This is a genomic window from Micromonospora sp. NPDC005194 (assembly GCF_040608335.1).
Lineage (GTDB): Bacteria > Actinomycetota > Actinomycetes > Mycobacteriales > Micromonosporaceae > Micromonospora.
The window spans coordinates 147,753-170,820 of the sequence record NZ_JBEXIA010000008.1 but is presented as its reverse complement, the minus strand read 5'-3'; the positions used below and the strand labels follow the sequence as shown (position 1 = coordinate 170,820).

Here is a 23,068-nt window from a genome sequence, read left to right as displayed (position 1 = left end):
CGAGAGGGCTAGCGTCCTGATGTGACCACCTCCCGATCGACCTCTGGCCGTGCCGGCACGGCCGGTGCCGCCCGCGGCCGGTCCGCCACCCGCGAGCCGCGTCCGGCGTACGAGTGCGACGCCTGCGGGCACCAGCCGCCCAAGTGGGTGGGTCGCTGCCCGGAGTGCGGCGAGTGGGGCTCGGTGGTCGAGTCCACGGTGACCGGCCCGACCGTCTCCGGTCGGGTGGTGAGCTCACGGCTGCCGGCCGAGCCGGCCCGGCCGATCGCCACCATCAGCGCCGCTCCGGCCCGTGCCCGGCCCACCGGCGTGAGTGAGCTCGACCGGGTGCTCGGCGGTGGACTGGTGCCCGGGGCGGTGGTGCTGCTCGCCGGCGAGCCCGGCGTGGGCAAGTCGACCCTGCTGCTCGATGTGGCGCAGCAGTGGGCGGTGGGCGCCGGCAGCCCTTCCCTGGTGGTCAGCGGGGAAGAGTCGGTCAGCCAGGTCCGGCTGCGTGCCGAGCGGATGGGCACCCTGCACGACCAGCTCTACCTGGCGGCCGAGAGCGACCTGGCCTCGGTGCTCGGGCACCTCGACGCGGTCAAGCCCGGCCTGCTGGTGCTCGACTCGGTGCAGACCATCTCGACCACCGGCACCGAGGGCGTGCCCGGTGGCGTGACGCAGGTACGCGCGGTCACCGCCGCGCTGGTCTCGGTCGCCAAGGAGCGTGGCATCGCCACCGTGCTGGTCGGCCACGTCACCAAGGACGGCCAGGTGGCCGGGCCCCGGGTGCTGGAGCACCTGGTCGACGTGGTGCTGCACTTCGAGGGCGACAAGCACTCCTCGCTGCGGCTGGTCCGCGGCGTCAAGAACCGGTTCGGCGCGGCCGACGAGGTCGGCTGCTTCGAGATGCACGAGGGCGGCATCAGCAGCCTGGCCGATCCGTCCGGGCTGTTCCTCACCCGCTACTCGGAACCCGTGCCCGGCACCTGCGTGACCGTGGCCATGGAGGGGCGGCGGGCCCTCGTCACCGAGGTGCAGGCCCTGATCGGCGCGACGGTGGCCGGCTCACCCCGCCGTACGGTCTCCGGCCTCGACTCCGCGCGCCTGGCGATGGTGCTCGCGGTCCTGCAACGGCGCACCGAGCGGTTGACCCTGCACGATCGCGAGGTCTTCGCGGCCACCGTGGGCGGCATCCGGGTGGTGGAGCCGGCGGCCGACCTGGCCGTCGCGCTGGCGGTCGCCTCCGGCGGGCTCAACCTGGCGATCGCGCCGCACCTCGTGGCGATCGGTGAGGTGGGGTTGACCGGCGAGGTGCGCCGGGTCGGAGCGGTGCCGCGCCGGCTGGCCGAGGCGGCCCGCCTGGGGTTCAAGGTGGCGCTGGTCCCGCCGGGCTGTGGCCCGGCCAGCACTGGCGCCGGGCCCGACGGGATGCGGGTGACCGAGGTCACTGACGTCCGCTCGGCGCTGCACCATGCGGCCCGCGCGTCCGCCGAGTGACCCAGCGTGCCGACGCGGGCGGCGATACCGGACAGCATCGGCGCAAGTGGAAACGGTTGGAAGGGCGGCATCGTGACACATCACAGTAACCACGACAGCACCCACCGCACGGCAGTCCGTAGACTGTGCCCGTGCCGATCGACCGCGATACCACCAAGCCTGCCGGCGCGCCGCCCCAGGCCCGCACCGGCGCCGTGGGCTCGCCAGCCCGCCCGATCAGCGTGAGCGTGACCACCGCCGCCGGGAGCGCCGGCGATCCGCTGCGGGCGAACCTCGCCCTGATGGCACCCGGCACCGCGCTGCGGGACGGGTTGGAGCGCATCCTGCGGGGGCGCACCGGCGCGCTCATCGTGCTCGGCTACGACAAGGTCGTCGAGGGTCTCTGCACCGGCGGCTTCCCGCTGGACGTCGAGTTCTCCGCGACCCGGGTCCGGGAGCTGTGCAAGATGGACGGGGCCGTGGTGCTCTCCAGCGACGGCACCCGCATCGTCCGGGCGGCCGTGCACCTGATGCCCGACCCGTCCATCCCGACGGAGGAGTCGGGCACCCGGCACCGCACCGCCGAGCGGGTCGCCCGGCAGACCGGTTACCCGGTGATCTCGGTCAGTCAGTCCATGCGGATCATCAGCCTCTACGTCAACGGCCAGCGGCACGTGCTGGACGACTCGGCGGCGATCCTGTCCCGGGCCAACCAGGCGCTGGCCACCCTGGAGCGGTACAAGCTGCGGCTGGACGAGGTTTCCGGCACGCTCTCCGCGCTCGAGATCGAGGATCTGGTCACCGTGCGGGACGCGGTGGCCGTGGTGCAGCGGCTGGAGATGGTCCGCCGGATCGCCGACGAGATCGCCGGTTACGTCGTCGAACTGGGCACCGACGGGCGACTGCTCGCCCTCCAGCTCGACGAGCTGATGGCCGGCGTCGACGCCGACCGCACCCTGGTCATCCGGGACTACCTCCCGGTCGGCCGCAAGTCCCGCACGCTGGACGAGGCGCTGGTCGAGCTGGACCTGCTCGGCGCCACCGAGCTGATCGACCTGGTGTCGGTCGCCAAGGCCATCGGCTACCCGGCCGCATCGGACGCGCTGGACGCCGCCGTCAGCCCGCGTGGCTTCCGACTGCTGGCCAAGGTGCCGCGCCTGCCGGTGGCCGTGGTCGACCGCCTGGTGCTGCACTTCGGCAGCCTCCAGCGGCTGCTGGGCGCGACGGTGGAGGACCTGCAGGCCGTCGAGGGCGTGGGCGACGCCCGGGCCCGGGGCGTCCGGGAGGGCCTGTCCCGGCTCGCCGAGGCGTCCATCCTGGAGCGGTACGTCTGACCCGGCTCAGCCGGTGATGGTGATCTTCATGGGTGCGCTGTACTTGGTGCCGACCCGCGCGAACACCTGGTACGTCCCGGCCGGCGGGAAGGGGCCGGCGGCCAGCCCGGCGCCATCGCAGCGGGTGGTGTCCCGCCCGTTCCAGCCCACCTGGTAGGAGCGCTCGAACCCGGGCGTGAAGGACTGCACATCCGAGCCCTGGACCTTGCCGCAGGTGTCCGAGGACCACACCTTCTCGGCACCGGCCTTGATGAAGATCTCCTGCAGGTCGGCGCCGACGTTGCGGCTGCACGTCCGCTCCGAGGTGTTCTTGATCTTCAGTTGCAGGTCGACCACCGCGCCGCGCTGTACCGAGGTGGGCCGCGCCACCGAGGTCACGCTGATCTCCGCGTCGGTGCAGGTGCCGTCGTCGACCGACCCGGCCGCCGAGCCCGGCGGCGGGTCGTTGCTGGTGGTCTCGGGGCTCGGGTCCGTGGCGTTCGGATCGGCCGACCGGTCCGGTGCATTCGGATCGGCGGACCCGGAGGCCGACGGCGCCCCGGTCTGCGGGCTCAACACCGAACCACCCGGCCCGGGACTCGCCGTGGACGTCGGAGTCGACGTCGGGCTCGCCCCCGCATTCGGTCGACCGCCGGAGCGGCTCGGGCCGGTGCAGGAGTAGAGCAGGACAATCAGGAAGAGAAGCCCCGCTCCGAGTACGACGGCGCGACGCCGCCAGTACACGGCGGGTGGCAGGGGGCCGACCGTCAGACGCATGATGCCCCCCACCGTAGCCGCGCGGCGCCCACCAGCCCGTCACGACGCGCCGGAGCGCCACCGGCGCAGCGCGGCGAAACTCCACTGAGGACGGACGCGCCGACCTTCCGCCACCCGCTCAGAGGTAGACCTTGCGCTGGTAGACGGCGTGCGCGCCGGCCACCCGATCCAGGAAGAGCAGCCCCGCGCAGTGGTCGATCTCGTGCTGCAACGCCCGCGCCTCAAAGCCGTCCGTCACCAACCGGACCGCCGCGCCGGTGCCCGGCAGGTCACCCTCCACCACCAGCCGACTGGCCCGCTTCACATCCCCGGTCAGGTCCGGCACCGACATGCACCCCTCCCGACCCGGCTTCCAGCGCGTCGCCTCGACCACCCGGGCGTTGCAGAGCACGAAGGTGCCGTGCACGGTGACCGCCTTCGGATGCCCGGTCACGTCGACGGCGAAGACCCGGGCAGCCACACCGACCTGCGGTGCCGCCAACCCCACGCAGCCCGGCGAGACCCGCATCGTGGCGACCAGGTCGGCGGCCAGCCGGACCGTCTCCTCGGCCGTCGGATCGACATCGTCCCCGGCCCGGCTCAACACCGGATGCGGGGCCGAGACGACGGCCCGCACCTCGCCCACCACGGCCAGCGACTCCGGCGTCCAGTCCCCCAGACCGGCGTACGCCTCGACGTCCCGGCCGGCGTCCGGCCCGCCCCGCCCGTCGCTCACAGCAGATCCGGGTCTGCCGGCCGGAGGGTGACCTCGACCCCCAACTCGGCGGCCGTCCGGTGCAGCCGTGCGGTCACCGCCTCGGCGACCCCCGCCGGCAACTCGACCTCGGCCAACACCACGTAGAGCGAACCCGCCAACCGCGTGCTCAGGTCGGTCACGTTTCCGCCGGCGTCCACCAGCACCCGGGTCATCGCCGCGACGATGCCCATCCGGTCCGACCCGTGCACCGCCAGCACGTACGGCTCGCCGGCCGGGGCCACCTCACCGTCGGGCGTGACCGCGCGTACGGTCGCCAGCAGTTGACCCTCGGCGGCCAGCGGCGCCAACGCCGCCTCCACCCCGGCGGCATCCGGGCCGGTGCAGATGAGGGTCATCGCGAAATGCCCCCGCAGCCGGGTCATCGTGCTGTCGGTGAGGTTCGCGCCCAGTCGGGCCAGCACCTCGGCGACGTCGGCCACGATGCCCGGCCGGTCCCGACCGATGACGGTGATCGCGAGCTCGTTCATCCGCGCATTCTGCCCGATCCGCCCACCGCCACCGCGACACCCCGCCCGAGCCGCCCATCCAGCGGGACCGGACCGCGTGACATCATCGACGTCGCCATGACTCAACCCGATTTCGCCACAGTGGTCAGCCGGTGGTTCCAGCAGCACGCCCGTGACCTGCCGTGGCGGGAACCCGGGGTCAGCCCGTGGGCCATCCTGGTCAGCGAGGTCATGCTCCAGCAGACCCCGGTCGTCCGGGTGGTGCCGGCCTGGCACGCCTGGCTGGCCCGCTGGCCCGACCCGGCCGCGCTGGCGGCCGACACCCCGGCCGAGGCGATCCGGATGTGGGGGCGTCTCGGCTATCCCCGCCGGGCGGTCCGACTGCGGGAGTGCGCGGTCGCGGTCGTGGACCGGCACGGCGGTCAGGTGCCGGACCGGCTGGAGCAGTTGCTGGCGCTGCCCGGCGTGGGCACCTACACGGCGCGTGCGGTGGCCGCCTTCGCGTACGGGCAGCGGCATCCGGTGGTCGACACCAACGTACGGCGGGTGGTCTGTCGCGCCGTGGCCGGTGAACCGGACGCCGGACCGGTCACCCGGCCCGCCGACCTGGTCGCCACCGAGGAGTTGCTGCCGGCGGAGCCCGCCGCCGCGGCACTGGCCAGCGCCGCGTTCATGGAGCTGGGGGCGGTGCTCTGCACGGCCCGGTCACCACGCTGCACGGCCTGCCCGGTCGAGTCGGTCTGCGCCTGGCGGGCCTCCGGGCAGGAGCCGGCAACCGGCCCGACCCGCCGTCCCCAGCGGTACGCGGGCACCGACCGGCAGGTACGCGGACTGCTGCTCGGGGTGCTACGGGAGACCACCGGGCCGGTCCCGCACCAGCGCCTCGACCAGGTCTGGACCGACGACGTGCAGCGCGCCCGGGCGTTGGCCGGCCTCGTACAGGACGGGCTTGTGGAACCGGTCGGCACCGACTCGTTCCGGCTCGCCGGCGATGGCCCGTCCGCACCAACCGCCGACCTGAACGCCTGACACCCCTGCGAACCGGCCGCCGGTTCGCAGGGGTGCTCCCGTCACCTTTGCTCTGCTTCAACCCACGCAACACTCGGTGTCCGGATAACGGACACATGGTGTTGCGTCCGCTGAAGCAGAGCAAAGCCTGCGACACAGAGATGCCTGCCTGTCGTCCGGCACCTAGCGGACCAGTGCCCCCGACGACGAAAAGGCGGGGCCCCGGTGGCTTGCGCCACCGGGGCCCCGCCCCTTGCTGCTGGTAGTGCTACTCGTCGGCACTCGCCGCGGCGGTGCCGGCGGCGGTGCCGCCGAGGTCGGCGGGGACGGCGTCCGGAACCTCGACCGGCTTGTCCGCACCGTGGAACACGAGCTTGGACTTGTCGATGTCGTTCGGGTCGCCCTCGCAGTCCACCACGACGATCTGACCGGGGGTCAGCTCGTTGAAGAGGATCCGCTCGGAGAGGTTGTCCTCGATGTCGCGCTGAATCGTGCGACGAAGCGGACGGGCACCAAGCACCGGGTCGAAGCCCTTCGCCGCCAGGTACTTCTTGGCGTTGTCGGTCAGCTCCAGACCCATGTCCTTGTTGCGCAGCTGCGACTCGATCCGCTGGATCATGATGTCCACGATCGAGAGGATCTCGGTCTGGCGCAGCTGGTGGAAGACGATGGTGTCGTCGATCCGGTTGAGGAACTCAGGCCGGAAGTGCTGCTTGAGCTCGTCGTTGACCTTCTGCTTCATCCGGTCGTAGTTGGACTCGGAGTCCTCCGACGCCTGGAAGCCCAGCGACACCGCCTTGGCCACGTCGCGGGTGCCCAGGTTGGTGGTCAGGATGATGACCGTGTTCTTGAAGTCCACGATCCGGCCCTGACCGTCGGTGAGCCGACCGTCCTCCAGGATCTGCAGGAGCGTGTTGAACACGTCCGGGTGGGCCTTCTCGATCTCGTCGAAGAGGACCACCGAGAACGGCCGACGCCGCACCTTCTCGGTCAGCTGCCCGCCCTCGTCGTAGCCGACGTAGCCGGGAGGAGCACCCACGAGGCGGGACACCGTGTACCGGTCGTGGAACTCGGACATGTCCAGCTGGATGAGGGCGTCCTCGCTGCCGAAGAGGAACTCGGCGAGCGCCTTGGACAGCTCGGTCTTACCGACACCGGACGGGCCGGCGAAGATGAACGAGCCCGACGGGCGCTTCGGGTCCTTCAGGCCGGCCCGGGTACGCCGGATCGCCTTCGAGACCGCCTTGACCGCGTCCTCCTGGCCGATGACGCGCTTGTGCAGCTCGTCCTCCATGCGCAGCAGGCGCGAGGTCTCCTCCTCGGTCAGCTTGTAGACCGGGATGCCCGTCCAGTTGCCGAGCACCTCGGCGATCTGCTCGTCGTCAACCTCGCTGACGACGTCCAGGTCACCGGCCTTCCACTCCTTCTCCCGCTGAGCCTTCTGGCCGAGGAGCTGCTTCTCCTTGTCGCGCAGCTGGGCGGCGCGCTCGAAGTCCTGCGCGTCGATCGCGGACTCCTTGTCGCGACGCACCTGGGCGATGCGCTCGTCGAAGTCACGCAGGTCTGGCGGCGCGGTCATCCGGCGGATCCGCATCCGGGCGCCGGCCTCGTCGATCAGGTCGATCGCCTTGTCCGGCAGGAAGCGGTCGGAGATGTACCGGTCGGCCAGCGTCGCCGCAGCCACCAGAGCGGCGTCGGTGATGCTCACCCGGTGGTGCGCCTCGTACCGGTCGCGCAGGCCCTTGAGGATCTCGATGGTGTGCGCCAGCGACGGCTCACCCACCTGGATCGGCTGGAACCGGCGCTCGAGAGCGGCGTCCTTCTCCAGGTGCTTGCGGTACTCGTCCAGGGTGGTGGCGCCGATGGTCTGCAGCTCACCACGGGCCAGCATCGGCTTGAGGATGCTCGCGGCGTCGATCGCGCCCTCGGCGGCACCCGCACCCACCAGGGTGTGGATCTCGTCGATGAACAGGATGATGTCGCCGCGGGTGCGGATCTCCTTGAGCACCTTCTTGAGGCGCTCCTCGAAGTCACCGCGGTAGCGGGAACCGGCGACCAGCGCACCGAGGTCGAGCGTGTAGAGCTGCTTGTCCTTGAGAGTCTCGGGCACCTCGCCCTTGATGATCTTCTGGGAAAGCCCCTCCACCACGGCGGTCTTACCGACGCCGGGCTCACCGATCAGGACCGGGTTGTTCTTGGTACGGCGGGAGAGCACCTGCATGACCCGCTCGATTTCCTTCTCGCGCCCGATGACCGGGTCGAGCTTGCCCTCACGGGCGGCCTGGGTCAGGTTGCGGCCGAACTGGTCCAGCACGAGGCTGGTCGACGGCGCGGCCTCACCCGGCGCGGCACCCGCCGCGGCGGGCTCCTTGCCCTGGTAGCCGGAGAGCAGCTGGATCACCTGCTGGCGGACCCGGTTGAGGTCGGCGCCGAGCTTGACCAGCACCTGGGCGGCGACGCCCTCACCCTCGCGGATCAGCCCGAGCAGGATGTGCTCCGTGCCGATGTAGTTGTGGCCGAGCTGCAGCGCCTCGCGCAGCGACAGCTCCAGCACCTTTTTGGCCCGCGGCGTGAACGGGATGTGCCCGCTCGGCGCCTGCTGACCCTGGCCGATGATCTCCTCGACCTGCTGGCGGACGCCCTCCAGGGAGATGCCGAGGCTCTCCAGGGCCTTTGCCGCGACGCCTTCACCTTCGTGGATCAGGCCCAGCAGGATGTGTTCCGTACCGATGTAGTTGTGGTTGAGCATCCGGGCCTCTTCTTGGGCCAGGACGACAACCCGTCGCGCTCGGTCGGTGAACCGCTCGAACATGCCCTCGTGCTCCTCACGTGCCGTGCGCCTTGATGGTCTAGATCTCGGCGGGGCCGGTGCACGAACGTCCAGGACGGGCGTCCGTGCCTCCTTACTCTATCGTCGCTGACCGACTCGGCTGAGGTCGTGTCTCTCCGGTCTGGGTCAGTTCCACGTCGTTTTGCACAACCGTCCGCGCTCAGGAGGTGTTCCGGTACCCCTGGCGCTACGCGCAGAGCGAAATCCGACCGACCCCACGGAAGGCTCCACAGGGCCCGGGGAGGGTCTCTGACGGCCTCCAGGGGCGGATCGCAGAAAGCGAGCGCCGATCTGGCAGCCTGCGGACTGGCCGGACCCGACCCTTTCGGGAAGTTGTCCACAGGTTGTGGATAGTTACTCCACTGCCTGTGGACAACGCCGGTCGGCTCGGGAAACATTCCGACCGGCCCGTCCGGGCGCGGATACGGCGACGCCGGCCCGGAGAATGCTCCGGCCCGGCGTCGGTGTCGCCCTGCGGTGGCGGCTGCCACCGGTCAGTTGAACGGATCAGCGCTTGGCGTGGTACTCGTCGACGATCTCCTGCGGGATACGGCCCCGGTCCGAGATGTCCTTGCCGGCCTTCTTGGCCCACTCCCGGATCGCCTTGTTCTGCTCCCGGTCGGCGGTCGCGCCACCGCGACCGCGGGCGGCCCGCCCACCGATCACCACGCCACCGCGACCCACCTTGGTGCCGGCACCGACGTACGGCGCGAATACGTCGCGCAATTTCGCGGCGTTGGCGCCGGACAGGTCGATCTCATACTGAACACCGTCGAGCGCGAACTTGACGGTCTCGTCAGCGTCCCCACCGTCCAGGTCATCGACCAGCTTGTGAATGATCTGCTTGGCCACGTCCCACATTCCTTTCGAGCAGGGCGCTCCTGCTAACGAGAGCACAATAACCCCCGTGCTGCTCGCCCCGTCAATAGGATGCCGTTACGACTCGCTGGGAGTCGGCGGACGACTACTCCGGGCGGACCAACGGGAAGAGGATCGTTTCCCGAATTCCGAGGCCGGTCAGGGCCATCAACAGCCGGTCGATTCCCATTCCCATACCCCCGGCCGGCGGCATTCCGTACTCCATGGCCCGGAGAAAGTCCTCGTCGAGACGCATCGCCTCGTCGTCGCCACGGGCGGCCAGCTGCGCCTGGGCCACCAGCCGTTCCCGCTGCACCACCGGGTCGACCAGCTCGGAGTACGCGGTGCCCAGCTCGAAGCCGAGAACGTAGAGGTCCCACTTTTCGGCCAGCCCCGGCTCGCTGCGGTGCGCCCGGGTGAGCGGGCTGGTCTCCTCCGGGTAGTCGCGTACGAAGGTGGGCGCCTGCAGGCCGGGGACGACCAGTTCCTCGAACAGTTCCTCGGCGAGCTTGCCCGGGCCCCACTTCGGGTCCACGGCCAATCCCACCTTGTCCGCGTACTCCACCAGCCGGGAACGTTCGGTGCGGACCGTGACCTCCTCGCCGAGCGCCTCGGAAAGGACCCCGAACAGGGTCACCGATCGCCACTCGCCGCCCAGGTCGAACTCCCGCCCGTCGGCATGGCTCACCACCGTCGAGCCGCTGACCGCGATCGCCGCCTGTTGCACGAGATTGCGGGTCAACTCGGCCATCGTGTCGTAGTCGCCGTACGCCTGGTACGTCTCCAGCATCGCGAACTCCGGTGAGTGCGAGGAGTCGACGCCCTCATTACGGAAGTTGCGGTTGATCTCGAAGACGCGGTCCACACCACCAACGACCGCGCGCTTCAGAAACAGTTCCGGAGCGATTCGCAGATACAGATCGGTGCTCAACGCATTGCTGTGGGTCACGAAAGGTCGGGCCGCCGCGCCACCGTGCAGGAGTTGCAGCATCGGAGTTTCCACCTCGATGAAGCCCTGGCCGTGCAGTGAATCGCGCAGGCTACGCACCGCCGCCGCCCGGGTGCGGACCATCTGCCGGGCCTGCGGCCGGACGATCAGATCGACGTAGCGCTGCCGGACCCGAGCCTCCTCGGAGAGCGGCTTGTGGGCCACCGGCAGCGGCCGCAGGGCCTTGGCGGTCATCTCCCACCGCTGCGCGAGCACGGACAGCTCGCCCCGGCGGCTGGTGATCACCTCACCGGTCACGCCGACGTGGTCGCCCAGGTCGACGAGACGCTTCCAGGCCTCCAGCCGCTCCGGACCGACCCGGTCCAGGGAGAGCATGGCCTGCAACTCGGTGCCGTCGCCGTCGCGCAGGGTGGCGAAGCAGAGCTTGCCGGTGTTGCGTACGAAGATCACCCGGCCGGTGACCGAGACCTCGTCGCCGGTGGCGGTGTCGGTGGGCAGATCCGCGTACTTCGCGCGGATCTCGGCGAGCGTGCTGGTCCGGGGGAAACCGACCGGGTACGGCTCCACACCCTCGGCGAGCATCCGGTCCCGCTTCTCCCGGCGGACCTTCATCTGCTCGGGAAGGTCGTCGGCGGGGTCAACTGGCACGGCGTTCTGCTCGGTCACGGCACGCTTCCTCAACGAAGGATTGTCGGCGGGGTCAGGCCCGAGCGTACTCAAGCCCTCAGGTGGTCGTTACCGGATAACCTGCCCGCCATGGCGGATCACACTCAGGCCCTCTCGTTCGGGGCGGCGGCGGCCGACTACGACCGGTTTCGACCCCGCTATCCGGTGGCAGCCGTGCGGTGGGCGCTCGACGGGCTGGGCGAATCCGCCCAGGTTGTCGACCTGGGCGCCGGCACCGGCATTCTCACCCGGGGAGTGCTCGCCCTCGACCACCAGGTGACCCCGGTGGAGCCGGACCCCAAGATGCGCGCCCAACTGGACGCCGCCACCCCCGGCGTCACCGCGCTGGCCGGCGGCGCCGAGTCGGTGCCGCTGCCCGACGGGGTCGCGGACGCCGTGGTGGTGGGGCAGGCGTACCACTGGTTCGACCGGGAGCGGGCGCACGCCGAGATCGCGCGGGTGCTCCGGCCGGGTGGGACGTTCGCCCCGATCTGGAACATGCGGGACGAGCGGGTCGCGTGGGTGGCCGAGCTGGGTCGGATCGCCCACCTCGGTGACAACGCTGGCGACGTCGTCGGACGGTACGAGGACTTCGGCTCCGCGTTCACACCTGTCGAGCTGGGCGAGTTCACGCACCACACGACGCTCACACCCGACGAGGTGGTCGCGATGCTGCACACCCGTTCGTACTGGCTCACCGCCCCACCCGAGCGGCGGGCGCGCATCGATCGGGAACTGCGCGACCTGTTCGCGGGCCATCCCGAGCTGGCCGGGCGGGAAACCGTCGAGCTGCCGTACCGCACGATCGTGCTGCGGGCCCGGCGGCGCTGAAGCCCCGCACAGAGGCCGGCCTCGACGGCGGCCGGCGTTCACAGGTTGCGGTCGTAGACCATCCGCAGGCCGATCAGCGTGATCATCGGCTCGTGGTGGGTGATGGTGCTGCACTCGTTGATCACCAGGGAGGCGAGACCGCCGGTGGCGATCACCGCCTTCACCTCGCCCAACTCCTCGGTCATCCGCTCGACGATCCGGTCCACCTGCCCGGCGAACCCGAAGTAGAGACCGGCCTGGAGGCACTCCACGGTGTTCTTGCCGATCACCGAGCGGGGCTTGGTGGCCTCGACCTTGCGCAGCTGGGCCGCACGGGCGGCCAGCGCGTCGAAGGAGATCTCGATGCCCGGGGCGAACGCCCCACCCAGGAACTCGCCCCGACCGCTGATCACGTCGAAGTTGGTGGTGGTGCCGAAGTCCACCACGATCGACGGCCCGCCGTAGAGGGTGAACGCGGCAAGCGTGTTCACCACCCGGTCGGCACCCACCTCCTTCGGATTGTCGATCGCCAGCTGCACCCCGGTCCGCACGCCCGGCTCGACGATCACGCTCGGCAGGTCCGCGTAGTAGCGGCCGAGCATGGTCCGCAGCGACCGCAGCGCGGCCGGCACCGTGGAGCAGGCGGCCACGCCGGTGATCTCGACGTTGTCCCCGGCGAGCAGACCCCGGAACATCAGGCCCAACTCGTCCGCCGTCGAGCGGGCATCGGTCTTGATCCGCCAGGAGTGCACCAGCTTGTCGCCGTCGAAGGTCGCCAGCACGGTGTTGGTGTTTCCGATGTCGATGCAGAGCAGCACGCACGCAGCCTAGACAACTACTCCGTACGCAGGTCCAGCGCGATGTCCAGGATCGGCGACGAGTGGGTCAACGCGCCCACCGAGAGGAAGTCGACGCCGGTGGCCGCGTACCGGCCCGCCACCTCCAGGGTCAGACCGCCGGTCGCCTCCAGCTCCGCCCGGTCGCCCACCGCGGTCACCGCCTCGGCCAACACCTCCGGGGTCATGTTGTCGCAGAGCAGGAAGTCGGCGCCCGCCTCCACCGCCTCCACCGCCTCGGCGACAGTGGTCACCTCGACCTGCACCGGGACCTCCGGAAACGCCTCCCGGACCCGCCGGTACGCCGCCGTGATGCCTCCGGCCGCCAGCTTGTGGTTGTCCTTGATCATGGCCACGTCGTAGAGGCCCATCCGCTTGTTGGTGCCTCCGCCGGCTCGCACCGCGTACTTCTCCAGCGCCCGCAGGCCCGGCGTCGTCTTGCGGGTGTCCAGCACCATCGCCTTCGTGCCGGCCAGGGCGTCCGCCCAGGCACGCGTGTGGGTGGCCACCCCGGACATCCGGCAGAGCAGGTTGAGCGCCGTCCGCTCGGCCGTCAGCAGCAGCCGGGTCGGGCCGGTCACCGTCGCCAGCACGTCGCCGCGGGCCACCCGCTCACCGTCGCGGGCCAGCACCGACACCTCGACGGTACGACCGAAGCCGGTCACCTCGCCCACCAGCTCGAACACGGCGGCGGCCACGGCCAGCCCGGCCACCACGCCGTCGGCGCGGGCCACCAGGTCGGCGGTGTCGGTCTGCTCGGCCGGAATGGTCGCCACGCTGGTGACGTCCAGGAAACCCGGCCCCAGATCCTCGACCAGCGCGGTCTCGATCACCCGCCGCACCTGCTCCGGGTCCAGCCCGGTCGCCCGCAACGCCGCCTCTGTCGACCCCGTCATGGCTTCCCCTCCCACTGCTCCGTCACCCGGCCGTGCGCCCCGACCGACCCGACCAGGTGGCCCAGCCACCGTTCGTCGGCCGTCGGGAAGTCCTCCCGCCAGTGGCAACCCCGGGTCTCACCGCGGGCGTACGCCGCCGCGACCAGCGTCGAAGCCACCGTGAGCAGGTTGGTCGCCTCCCAGTCGGCGGTCCGCGGTCGGCCCCGGGCCGCGCCCAGCTCGGTCAGCGTCCCGGCCGTCTCCGCCAGCGTCGCCGCGGACCGGAGCACCCCGGCGCCCCGGGTCATCGCCTGCTGGAGCGTCGGCGTCACCCCGGCCGGCAGGACCCAGCCCGCGCCGCCGCGCCACGCGCCGACGTCCGCCGGTTGGGCCTGCTCGGGCAGGCCGGCCGCGATGTCGTCGGCGATCCGCCGGGAGAACACCAGCCCCTCCAGCAGCGAGTTGCTGGCCAGCCGGTTCGCGCCGTGCACACCCGTGCAGGCGACCTCGCCACAGGCGTACAGGCCGGGGATCGACGTGCGGCCGCGCAGGTCGGTGCGGACGCCACCGGAGGCGTAGTGCGCGGCCGGGGCGACCGGGATCAGATCGGTGGCCGGGTCCACGCCGATCGCCAGGCAGGACGCCACGATGGTCGGGAACCGCCCGGCCAGGAAATCGCCGCCCAGATGGCGGGCGTCGAGAAAGACATGGTCCGCACCGCTGGCCAGCAGCACCCGGTGGATGCCCTTGGCCACCACGTCCCGGGGGGCCAACTCGGCCAGCTCGTGCTGGCCCACCATGAACCGCTTGCCGTCGGAGTCCACCAGGTACGCGCCCTCGCCGCGCAGCGCCTCGGAGACCAGCGGCTGCTGCGCGTGCCCGGCGCCGGGCACCCCCGCGCCCGGCGGAGTGATCAGGGCGGTCGGGTGGAACTGGACGAACTCCACGTCGGTCACCGCCGCGCCGGCCCGCATCGCCAGCGCCACCCCGTCGCCGGTGGACACCGCCGGGTTGGTGGTGGCCGCGAAGATCTGGCCCATCCCGCCGGTGGCCAGCACCACCGCCCGGGCCAGCAGCGCGCCGACGCCGTCCTCGCTGCCCTCACCGAGCACGTGCAGGGTGATCCCGCAGGCCGGACCGAGCCCGTCCGGGCCGTCGCCGGGCGCCCGCAGCAGGTCCAGCACCAGGGCGTGCTCGACCAACCGGATCCACGGGTCGCGCTGCACGGCGGCGTGCAGGGCCCGCTGCACCTCGGCGCCGGTCGCGTCCCCGCCCGCGTGCACGATCCGGTCCGCGCGGTGCCCACCCTCCCGGGTCAGCATCAACGAACCGTCGGGGTGGCGATCGAACTCGGCGCCGATCCGCATCAGCTCCCGCAGCCGGGTCGGCCCCTCCTCGACGAGCACCCGGACAGCCGCCGGGTCGCAGAGCCCCACTCCGGCGATCTCGGTGTCCCGGGCGTGCGCCGCCGGAGTGTCCGTCGGGTCGAGCACGGCGGCGATGCCGCCCTGCGCCCACCGGGTCGAGCCGTCGTCAATGTTGACCTTGGTGACGACCGTGACGTGCAGGCCCGCCTCGCGCAGGTGCAACGCAGCGGTCAACCCCGCCACCCCGGAGCCCACCACGATCACGTCGGTGGTCTCCACCCAGCCGGGCTCGGGCGCGGCCAGCAGTCTGGGCAGGGCCGGCAGGTCGACCGTCGGAACGTCCATCCCACCAGTCAACCCGAACGATCCTCGCCGAGGGAGGCGGGGGCTCAACGAGTGGTTTGGGCTACCACGTCCGGCGCGGACCGCGCCGCGCCGAGCGGTCGGCCGCGGTCACTTCGTCCGCACCGGCAGGCCGGCCGGGCCCGCGCCCTTCAACGACGCGCTCACCGTACGGTCGCTCAGCCACAGGTAACAGCGGACCCCCCGGTCACCGACCCGCCAACGCCCCGCACCGGGCGGGCGCACCACCACGCCGCTGCGGAACCGCAGGTCGGAGTCGTCCGGTACACCGACATAGCGGCCGAGGATGCTGCGGCAGCCGGTGTAGAGCGGCGCCCAGTCGGCATCCTTGGCCGGGTACGGCTTGTCCGGCGCACGCCACACCCCGACGAACTCGGCGTCGTGCCGGCCGCCGCACTCCACCGGGACCAGCGTCTGCACGCCCCGGCCCGCCCCGGCGCGGGTCTGCTGGCAGCCCAACCGCAGCCCGGAGGCCCCCTTCAACGCGTCCCGCAGGCTGCCCGACCGGACCACCACCGTGGCCGCCGCCTCGACAGTCGTCAGCTCGGTCAGGTCGCACCGGTACCAGCGGGAACCGGCTGCCCAGCCCGGCCCGGAGGGCAGCGCCACCGACAGCCGCAGTCGCCCGGCCCGCCAGTCGTCGCCCACGTACGCCGAGGCCCTCGTGTCGCAGTCCGTGAACGCGCCGCGCAGCTCCACCGACCCGTTGGCCGGGGCGGCAGCCCGCTGGGCCGGGAACGTTCCCACGTGCACGGTCTCCACCCGGTGCGGGCCGGCGCAGTCCATGGGTTGGTAGGCGGCCAGCGTGACCACCTCGACGAAGTCGGCGGCCTGGCACATCCCGACGGCCGGCGTGAACGCCGTGGCCGGTGGCGGCGCCGCCCAGTCGTCGGTCAGGTCACCGTCCAAACCACCGGACCCGGCGCAGCCGACCAGCAACACTGCCGTGACGGCAGTGGCGAACAGGGTCGTCATGGCACGGCGCATCGCGGCCTCCCCCAGCCACCTACCGGCTTCCGCCAGCGTGCCCAGGGTAACCGCAAATGACCTTCCGGTGACAGACCGGAATCGGCTCGCGCGGGATCAGACTCCGGACACGGCGAACGGGTTGGGCATCGGGTCGCCGGCCGTGCCCGGGGCCGCCACCGCCGGGTTCGCCCCCAGCTCGACGACCCGGTTGTCGGTGTCGACGTGCACCACCCGCGGCCGGTACGACCGGGCCTCGGCGTCGTCCATCTGCCCGTACGAGATCAGGATGACCAGGTCACCGGGGTGTACGAGGTGCGCGGCGGCGCCGTTGATGCCGATCACGCCGCTGCCCCGCTCGCCCGGGATGACGTACGTCTCCAGCCGGGCGCCGTTGGTGATGTCCACGATCGCGACCTGCTCGCCGGGGAGCAGATCGGCGGCGTCGAGCAGGTCCTCGTCCACCGTCACCGAGCCGACGTAGTGCAGGTCGGCCTGGGTCACCGTGGCCCGGTGGATCTTCGACTTGAGCATGGTCCGCAGCATCGGGCTCGCCTTTCGCGAAAAGAGTGGTGGTGGGTGCGGCCGGGTCAGGGACGAGGGGCGAGGTGGATCGCCGCGTTGTCGATCAACCGGGTGGCGCCGACCCAGGCGGCGATCACCAGCCGGGCCGGCCCGGACACCGGCCCCGGCTCCAGCTCGGGGTCGGTGAGCACCAGGTAGTCGAGCTGAGCGCCGGGCGTACCGGCGCCGAACGCGGCGTGCGCGGCGGACAGCACCTCCCCCGCGTCCAGGCCGTCGTCGGCGGCCCGGGCCCCGGCCCGCAGCGCGGCGGACAGGCTCAGCGCCGCCGCCCGCTCGGGCTCGCTCAGGTAACGGTTGCGGCTGGACAGCGCCAACCCGTCCGGCTCCCGAACGGTCGGTACGCCGATCACCTCGACCGGGACGTCCAGGTCCCGGGCCATCCGCCGCACCAGGGTGAGCTGCTGATAGTCCTTCTCGCCGAAGAAGGCCAGGTCGGGACGGGTGAGTTGGAGCAGCTTCAGGACCACGGTGAGCACGCCGTGGAAGAAGCCGGGGCGGCTCGCGCCCTCCAGCTCCCCGCCGAGCGGACCCGGGTCGAGGCGCACCCGGGGCTGGCCGTCCGGATACATGTCGGCCACCGACGGCGCGAAGACGAGGTCGGCGCCGGCCCGCCGGCACACCTCCAGGTCGGCGTCGAGGGTGCGCGGATAGCGGTCGAAGTCCTCGTTCGGTCCGAACTGCAGCGGGTTCACGAAGATCGTCACCAGCACGTGGTCGGCCTGGTCCCGGGCGGCGCGCAGCAGCGTCTCGTGCCCGGAGTGCAGGGCGCCCATGGTCATCACCACGCCGACGGTGCCCTTCAACGCGGCCCGGGCCTCGGCCAACTCGGCGCGTGTGTGGACAAGCTGCGTCATGCCGCCACCTCCCGGCTCGTCCCGGCGAGCACACCGAGCAGCGGCTGGGCGTCCACCGGTCGCAGACGGCCCGCGGCGATCGCCCGGTCGGCGGTACGTCGGGCCAACGCCAGGTACGCGGGGACCGACTCCGGCGCGGTGGCGGCCAGCCGGGCCAGGTGCCGCTCGACCGTGCCCGCGTCGCCCCGGGAGACCGGACCGGTCAGCGCGTCGTCGCCGAGGCGTAGCGCGTTCTCCAGGGCGGCCCGCAGCAGTGGGGCGAGCACCTTCTCCGGGCGGGCCACGCCGGCGTCCCGCAGCCGGTCGGCCGCCTCGTTCACCAGGGTCACCAGGTGGTTCGCGCCGTGCGCGAGCGCGGCGTGGTACAGCGGACGGTCCGCCTCGGCCACCCACTCGGGCACGCCACCGAGGTCGGTGACCAGCCGGGCGGCCAGCGGGCGCAGGTCCGCCAGGGCGGTCACTCCGTACGAGATGCCGGCCAGCCGGGGCAGATCGTCCGGCGTACCGGTGAAGGTCATGGCGGGGTGCAGGGCCAGCGGCCGGACGCCGACCGCGGCGGCCGGCGCCAGCACGGCGAGACCGTGCGCGCCCGAGGTGTGCGCGACCACCTGGCCCGGGTGCAGGGCACCCCGGTCGGCGAGGTCGGCGATCACTCCGGCCAGCGCGTCGTCCGGCACCGCGATCAGCAGCAGGTCGGCGGCGGCGCGGGCGACGGAGGTGACCGGGCGGCGGGGCACCTCGGGCAGCAGCAGGGCGAGCCGCGCGCGGCTGGTCCCGGAGTCACCGGCGACGGCGACCACGTGGTGCCCGGCGGCGGCGAGCGCCGCGCCCAGCACGGCACCGACGCGGCCCGCGCCGACGACACCGACGGTGAGCAGACGGGAGGTGGCGCGGGCGCCGGTGTCGGCGCCATCCCACGACCCGGCGGGCCCACGTGGGGCGGCCGGGCGCGGGCGCAGCGGTGCGCTCATGACGACGATCCAGTCCTCGAGAAGGGGTACCGGTCGATCGCAAGTATGCGCCCGGCTCGCCGAACCGGGACAAGCATGTGTGAAAACCTTCACCACCACCGGCCCCGTGTGCAGATCTTGGACAGTTTCCGTTAGCAGCTAACGGAAACTGTCCAAGATCTGCTGACCCGAGCCCGAAGGGCGACGGTGACCGCGGCCACCCGCGGACCGCGACGGGGATCGGGAGTCGCCACCGGACCGGTGGCCGTAGGGTCGGCACGGTGACGTCTCCTGCGCTCCGAACGCCGATCCCGTGGCGGGACGCGATGAGCCAGGCCCTCTACGGGCCGGACGGCTTCTTCGTGGCCGGCGCCGGGCCGGCCGGCCACTTCCGGACCAGCGTGCACGCCTCCCCCGCCTTCGCCGCCGCGCTCCTGCGCCTTGTCGCGGAGGTGGACTCTGCCCTCGGCCATCCATCACGGCTGGACGTGGTCGACGTTGGGGCTGGGCGGGGGGAATTGCTGCTAGCCCTGCACCGCCTTCTCGCGTCTGAAGATGCCGTCGGGCTCGCGGTGGGGGTTTCCGGGGAGCCCGCCCACTCTGGCAGGGTTGCGGTGGGGGTTTCGGGGGAGCCCACCCACTCCGGGCGGTCAGGCTTGATCCCTGCGTGGGCGGGCTCCCCCGAAACCCTGACTCCAACGACCGCCGTCCGTCAGTCACCCGGCGAGCGGTCGTCGATCACCGCCCGTTCGCTGGCGGAACGGGTGCGGTTCACCGCTGTCGAGTTGGCGCCCCGACCCGACGACCTCCCAGAGGAGATCCACTGGACCGCCGAGATCCCCGGTGAGATCACGGGGGTGCTGCTGGCTACCGAGTGGTTGGACAACGTGCCGTTGGACGTGGCACTGCACACCACCGGTGGCTGGCGGTATGTACTTGTCGAACCCGAGAGCGGTGTGGAGACGATCGGCGGGCCAGTCGACCCTGCTGATCTTGATTGGCTGACCACCTGGTGGCCCGGTCCCGCGAGCCCGCGCGGTGCGGACCGTGCCGTGACCGGTGGTTCAACCTCGACTGATGCGACTGGCGGAAGCGAGTCGGGTCTCCGGGCAGCCCGGCCGGCGCAGGGATCAATCCTGACCGCCCGGAGCCGGCCGGGCTGCCCGGAGACCCCCCAACGCGACCAACCGAACCCCCACAGCAACCGGGCAGAAATAGGAAGGCCGAGGGACGAAGCCTGGGCACACGCGGTGGGCAGGATCAGCCGAGGGCTGGCGGTGGCGGTCGACTACGGACACCTGCGCGACGGCAGACCGGTGGACGGGACGTTGACCGGGTATCGGGGTGGGCGGCAGGTGCCTCCGGTGCCGGACGGGTCGAGCGATGTCACCGCGCACGTGGCCATGGACTCGGTCGCCTCCGCCGGCGCGGCGGTCGCCCGGTGTGCGTACTCCCTGGTCTCGCAGGCCGAGGCGCTGCGGGCGCTCGGGGCCGACGGTGGACGACCGCCGCTCAGCCTGGCCGGCACCGACCCGGTCGGCTACGTGCGGGCGCTGGCCGCCGCGTCGGCGGTGGCCGAGCTGACCGACCCGGCCGGGCTCGGCGGGCACTGGTGGCTGCGCCAACCGGTCGGCATCGCCGACGTCGTTCAGTCCAGCCCGACGAGTTCCGAGCGCCGGTAACGCAGGGAGGCCGGGACCGCCGCGTCGACCGCGCGGACCGCCCGCTCGGCGCCGCGGAACATGTCCGGATCGACCAGGATGTGGCAGCCGTTGCGGCCGAAGACGGTACGCGCGACGCCGTCCTCCTCGACACCGACCACCTCGTCGAAGCGGACCAAATGCACGTCGCCGTCCGGGTCGCGGAGCGCTACCCCGTCGTCGGTGAGGATCAGCCGGAGACCGCGCGCCTCACGGGCGAGCACCTTCGCCAGCATCGGCGGGTGGAACACCCGACCTTCGGGCTGCTCGGGAAGACGAGGACAGCCGCCTTCGGTCAGCCCGGGGAGCGAGAGGGTCACTCCGCACGGTACGACGAGGTGCGCGCTGGGCAGCGCGGCCTGGAACCGCACGCGGACATCCTCCGGCGTGACCGCCAGGAAGTCGGCCAGCCGCTGCTCGGGGGTGATCTGCGGCAGGCCCAGCAGTTCCCGGAAGCCGGACCGGTGGAGATAAGCCTCGACGGCGCGCGGGTCCTCGATCATCTCGCGGGCGGCGGCGCACTCCTCGGCCAGTTCGGCAGCCGTCGGTCCCTCCGTGGCCAGGCGGTTCAGCTCCTCCCAGAGCAGGGCGGCCACCTGCGGCTCCTGGCCCTCACGGGCGTCCACCGTGACCGTCACCAACTGCTGTCCGTTGCCCAGCAGGACGACGTCACCGCCCACCTCGTAGCTCAGGCCGTGCGTGCGCCGGGCGATCTGCTCCAGCCGCTGAGAGAGCACCTGGGAGCCCAGCGCCATCGCCGCGTCGTCGTCGCCAACCAGGGACACCCCCACCGACGGCACGAGGTGCTCACACCAGATCGGTTCGGCGGTCGCCACGGGCGTCGGCGCGAGATGATCCGGTCGAGGCCCGGCCGGCAGCGGCAGCCGCAGGCCCTCCGGCGGTGGGCCGGTGAGCAGCAGCACCGCGTTGCCGGCCACGAACCAACGTGCGGCGTACTCGCGGATCTGTTCCGGCGTCAGCCGGTCGTAGCCCGGACCGGTCCACGGCGCGAGCCCTGCGCCCTGCACGCCGAGCCGCTGGGTGAGCAGCGCGGCCGTCGTCGGATCGGTGCAGTGGCCACCCTCCGCGGCCAGCACACCCGCCTCCTTCTCGAGACGGTCGAGCGGAAGGGCCCGGAGACCGTCGCAGACGGCGGCGAGGAAGGCCACGATCTGCTCCGGCCGGCCGGTCGCCGTGAACTCGGTGACGTGCAGGTCCACCGAGGCGTTGTGCTCGTGGTGCAGGCGGGGCAGGGTGCTCATCACCAGGTGCTCGATCAGGTGGGTGACCCCGATGGTGCGGAACGTCTCGTCCCGCGCGCCGCAGCCGAACAGCAGGGTGGCGCTCAGCGGCGCCGGCCCCTGCTTCCACCGAACCGGCACTCCGTCGATCTCCGTCCGCTCCATGGATCGGGATGCTACGGCGGGGGTCCGACGACCACATGAGCCGATTGGCCGACGCGGTGGCGCTGAGCGGTCGCCATGACCCGGGGCACCGCCGCCGTGGCACGATGACGGGCATGACCACCGACGCCGGGGCCCTCCGTGAACTGACCGTCGGCACCGGGGCCGGTCTGGTCGCCGGCACCGGCGATCAGCAGCTCGGCACCGACATGGTGCTCAACATCGGCCCGCAGCATCCCTCCACGCACGGCGTGCTGCGCCTGAAGTTGGTGCTCGACGGCGAACGGGTCATCGCCTGCGAACCGATCGTCGGCTACATGCACCGGGGCGCGGAGAAGCTCTTCGAGGTACGCGACTACCGGCAGATCATCGTGCTGGCCAACCGGCACGACTGGCTCTCGGCGTTCTCGAACGAGCTGGGCGTGGTGCTCGCGGTGGAACGCCTGATGGGCATGGAGGTGCCGGAGCGGGCCACCTGGCTGCGGATGGCCCTCGCCGAGCTGAACCGGGTGCTCAACCACCTGATGTTCCTCGGCTCGTACCCGCTGGAGATCGGGGCCATCACGCCGGTCTTCTACGCCTTTCGGGAACGGGAGACCATCCAGGCCGTGATGGAGGAGGTCTCCGGCGGCCGCATCCACTACATGTTCAACCGGGTGGGCGGGCTGAAGGAGGAGGTCCCGTACGGCTGGACCGGGCGGGCCCGCGCGGCGATCGGCGAGGTCCGTCGGCGGCTGCCCGACCTGGACCACCTGATCCGGCGTAACGAGATCTTCCTGGCCCGCACGGTGGGCGTGGGCGTGCTGTCCGCCGCCGACGCCGCCGCGTTCGGCGCGTCCGGGCCGGTGGCCCGAGCCTCCGGACTCGACCTGGACCTGCGCCGCGACGACCCGTATCTGGCGTACGACGAGCTGGACGTGCCGGTGGTCACCAAGACCGCCGGGGACTGCCACGCCCGCTTCGAGGTGCTGCTCGACCAGGTGTACGTCTCGCTGGATCTCGCCGAGCAGTGTCTGGACCGAGTGGACCGGCTGACCGGGCCGATCAACACCCGCCTGCCGAAGGTGCTCAAGGCGCCCGAGGGGCACACGTACGCCTGGACGGAGAACCCGCTCGGCATCAACGGCTACTACCTGGTGTCGCGCGGCGAGAAGACCCCCTGGCGGTTGAAGCTGCGCACCGCCTCGTACGCGAACGTGCAGGCGCTGGCCACCCTGCTCCCGGGCTGCCTCGTGCCGGACCTGATCGCCATCCTCGGCTCGATGTTCTTCGTGGTCGGCGACATCGACAAGTGACG

At 71.9% G+C, this 23,068-nt stretch carries 20 protein-coding genes; 6 read left to right on the top strand and 14 right to left on the bottom strand.

Annotation, left to right across the window (positions count from 1 at the left end; genetic code table 11):
- The first annotated feature begins 21 nt into the window (after positions 1–21).
- Both radA and disA read left to right on the top strand, forming a co-directional pair.
- Positions 22–1,479: a DNA repair protein RadA gene (gene radA / locus ABZU53_RS09675; protein ID WP_354857467.1), complete on the top strand. Its 1,458-nt coding sequence runs from the start codon at positions 22–24 to the stop codon at positions 1,477–1,479.
- A 131-nt stretch (positions 1,480–1,610) separates the two neighbouring features.
- Positions 1,611–2,792: a DNA integrity scanning diadenylate cyclase DisA gene (gene disA, locus ABZU53_RS09670; protein WP_354857469.1), complete on the top strand. Its 1,182-nt coding sequence runs from the start codon at positions 1,611–1,613 to the stop codon at positions 2,790–2,792.
- Between the two features lie 6 nt (positions 2,793–2,798).
- Here disA and ABZU53_RS09665 read toward each other — a convergent pair whose 3' ends face one another.
- The 3 genes from ABZU53_RS09665 to ABZU53_RS09655 all read right to left on the bottom strand — a co-directional run bounded on the left by ABZU53_RS09665 (position 2,799) and on the right by ABZU53_RS09655 (position 4,772).
- Positions 2,799–3,548: a hypothetical protein gene (locus ABZU53_RS09665; RefSeq protein WP_355064971.1), complete on the bottom strand. Its 750-nt coding sequence runs from the start codon at positions 3,546–3,548 to the stop codon at positions 2,799–2,801.
- Between the two features lie 118 nt (positions 3,549–3,666).
- Positions 3,667–4,263, bottom strand: coding sequence for a peptide deformylase (locus tag ABZU53_RS09660; protein ID WP_355064969.1), 597 nt, complete (start codon positions 4,261–4,263; stop codon positions 3,667–3,669).
- On the bottom strand, positions 4,260–4,772 hold the full coding sequence (locus ABZU53_RS09655; protein WP_354857473.1) for an ACT domain-containing protein: 513 nt from the start codon (positions 4,770–4,772) through the stop codon (positions 4,260–4,262). The genes ABZU53_RS09660 and ABZU53_RS09655 overlap by 4 nt, the downstream gene beginning before the upstream one ends.
- Positions 4,773–4,868: 96 nt before the next feature.
- Between ABZU53_RS09655 and ABZU53_RS09650 the strand changes: the two genes are divergently transcribed.
- On the top strand, positions 4,869–5,780 hold the full coding sequence (locus ABZU53_RS09650; protein WP_355064967.1) for an A/G-specific adenine glycosylase: 912 nt from the start codon (positions 4,869–4,871) through the stop codon (positions 5,778–5,780).
- A gap of 247 nt (positions 5,781–6,027) precedes the next feature.
- On the opposite strand, the gene ABZU53_RS09645 is transcribed toward ABZU53_RS09650, so the two are convergent.
- The 3 genes from ABZU53_RS09645 to lysS all read right to left on the bottom strand — a co-directional run bounded on the left by ABZU53_RS09645 (position 6,028) and on the right by lysS (position 11,062).
- Positions 6,028–8,571 (bottom strand): ATP-dependent Clp protease ATP-binding subunit, encoded by a 2,544-nt coding sequence (locus tag ABZU53_RS09645; protein WP_354861611.1) that lies wholly within the window; start codon positions 8,569–8,571, stop codon positions 6,028–6,030.
- Between the two features lie 525 nt (positions 8,572–9,096).
- Positions 9,097–9,441, bottom strand: a complete 345-nt coding sequence (locus ABZU53_RS09640) for an Lsr2 family protein (RefSeq protein ID WP_007466057.1) — start codon at positions 9,439–9,441, stop codon at positions 9,097–9,099.
- Between the two features lie 112 nt (positions 9,442–9,553).
- A complete protein-coding gene (gene lysS / locus ABZU53_RS09635) occupies positions 9,554–11,062 on the bottom strand; it encodes a lysine--tRNA ligase (RefSeq protein WP_355064966.1) in 1,509 nt (502 codons plus the stop codon).
- 90 nt (positions 11,063–11,152) lie between these two features.
- Here lysS and ABZU53_RS09630 point away from each other — a divergent pair, with 90 nt between their 5' ends.
- Positions 11,153–11,893, top strand: a complete 741-nt coding sequence (locus ABZU53_RS09630) for a class I SAM-dependent methyltransferase (protein ID WP_355064964.1) — start codon at positions 11,153–11,155, stop codon at positions 11,891–11,893.
- Positions 11,894–11,931: 38 nt separating this feature from the next.
- Here the strand turns inward: ABZU53_RS09630 and ABZU53_RS09625 are convergent, their stop codons facing one another.
- The 7 genes from ABZU53_RS09625 to ABZU53_RS09595 all read right to left on the bottom strand — a co-directional run bounded on the left by ABZU53_RS09625 (position 11,932) and on the right by ABZU53_RS09595 (position 18,689).
- Positions 11,932–12,690, bottom strand: coding sequence for a type III pantothenate kinase (locus tag ABZU53_RS09625; RefSeq protein ID WP_234587497.1), 759 nt, complete (start codon positions 12,688–12,690; stop codon positions 11,932–11,934).
- A gap of 17 nt (positions 12,691–12,707) precedes the next feature.
- On the bottom strand, positions 12,708–13,604 hold the full coding sequence (nadC, locus tag ABZU53_RS09620) for a carboxylating nicotinate-nucleotide diphosphorylase (protein WP_355064962.1): 897 nt from the start codon (positions 13,602–13,604) through the stop codon (positions 12,708–12,710).
- Entirely contained in the window at positions 13,601–15,295 is a 1,695-nt protein-coding gene (locus ABZU53_RS09615; protein WP_354861604.1) for an L-aspartate oxidase, read from the bottom strand. Before ABZU53_RS09615 ends, nadC begins: the two co-directional genes overlap by 4 nt.
- A 108-nt stretch (positions 15,296–15,403) precedes the next feature.
- Entirely contained in the window at positions 15,404–16,300 is an 897-nt protein-coding gene (locus ABZU53_RS09610) for a septum formation family protein (RefSeq protein WP_355064960.1), read from the bottom strand.
- Between the two features lie 96 nt (positions 16,301–16,396).
- Positions 16,397–16,825, bottom strand: coding sequence for an aspartate 1-decarboxylase (gene panD, locus ABZU53_RS09605; protein WP_355064958.1), 429 nt, complete (start codon positions 16,823–16,825; stop codon positions 16,397–16,399).
- Positions 16,826–16,869: 44 nt separating this feature from the next.
- Positions 16,870–17,718 (bottom strand): pantoate--beta-alanine ligase, encoded by an 849-nt coding sequence (panC, locus tag ABZU53_RS09600; protein WP_354861599.1) that lies wholly within the window; start codon positions 17,716–17,718, stop codon positions 16,870–16,872.
- Positions 17,715–18,689, bottom strand: a complete 975-nt coding sequence (locus ABZU53_RS09595) for a Rossmann-like and DUF2520 domain-containing protein (RefSeq protein ID WP_355064956.1) — start codon at positions 18,687–18,689, stop codon at positions 17,715–17,717. Before ABZU53_RS09595 ends, panC begins: the two co-directional genes overlap by 4 nt.
- Positions 18,690–18,994: 305 nt before the next feature.
- Here ABZU53_RS09595 and ABZU53_RS09590 point away from each other — a divergent pair, with 305 nt between their 5' ends.
- Positions 18,995–20,350: an SAM-dependent methyltransferase gene (locus ABZU53_RS09590; RefSeq protein WP_355065039.1), complete on the top strand. Its 1,356-nt coding sequence runs from the start codon at positions 18,995–18,997 to the stop codon at positions 20,348–20,350.
- Here ABZU53_RS09590 and ABZU53_RS09585 read toward each other — a convergent pair.
- Entirely contained in the window at positions 20,317–21,774 is a 1,458-nt protein-coding gene (locus tag ABZU53_RS09585; protein WP_355064954.1) for an insulinase family protein, read from the bottom strand. The genes ABZU53_RS09590 and ABZU53_RS09585 overlap by 34 nt on opposite strands.
- Positions 21,775–21,878: 104 nt before the next feature.
- On the opposite strand from ABZU53_RS09585, the gene ABZU53_RS09580 reads away from it, so the two are divergent.
- The gene (locus tag ABZU53_RS09580; protein ID WP_007466075.1) at positions 21,879–23,066 is read left to right on the top strand and encodes an NADH-quinone oxidoreductase subunit D; all 1,188 of its coding nucleotides are present in this window, start codon (positions 21,879–21,881) and stop codon (positions 23,064–23,066) included.
- Positions 23,067–23,068: the final 2 nt, after the last annotated feature.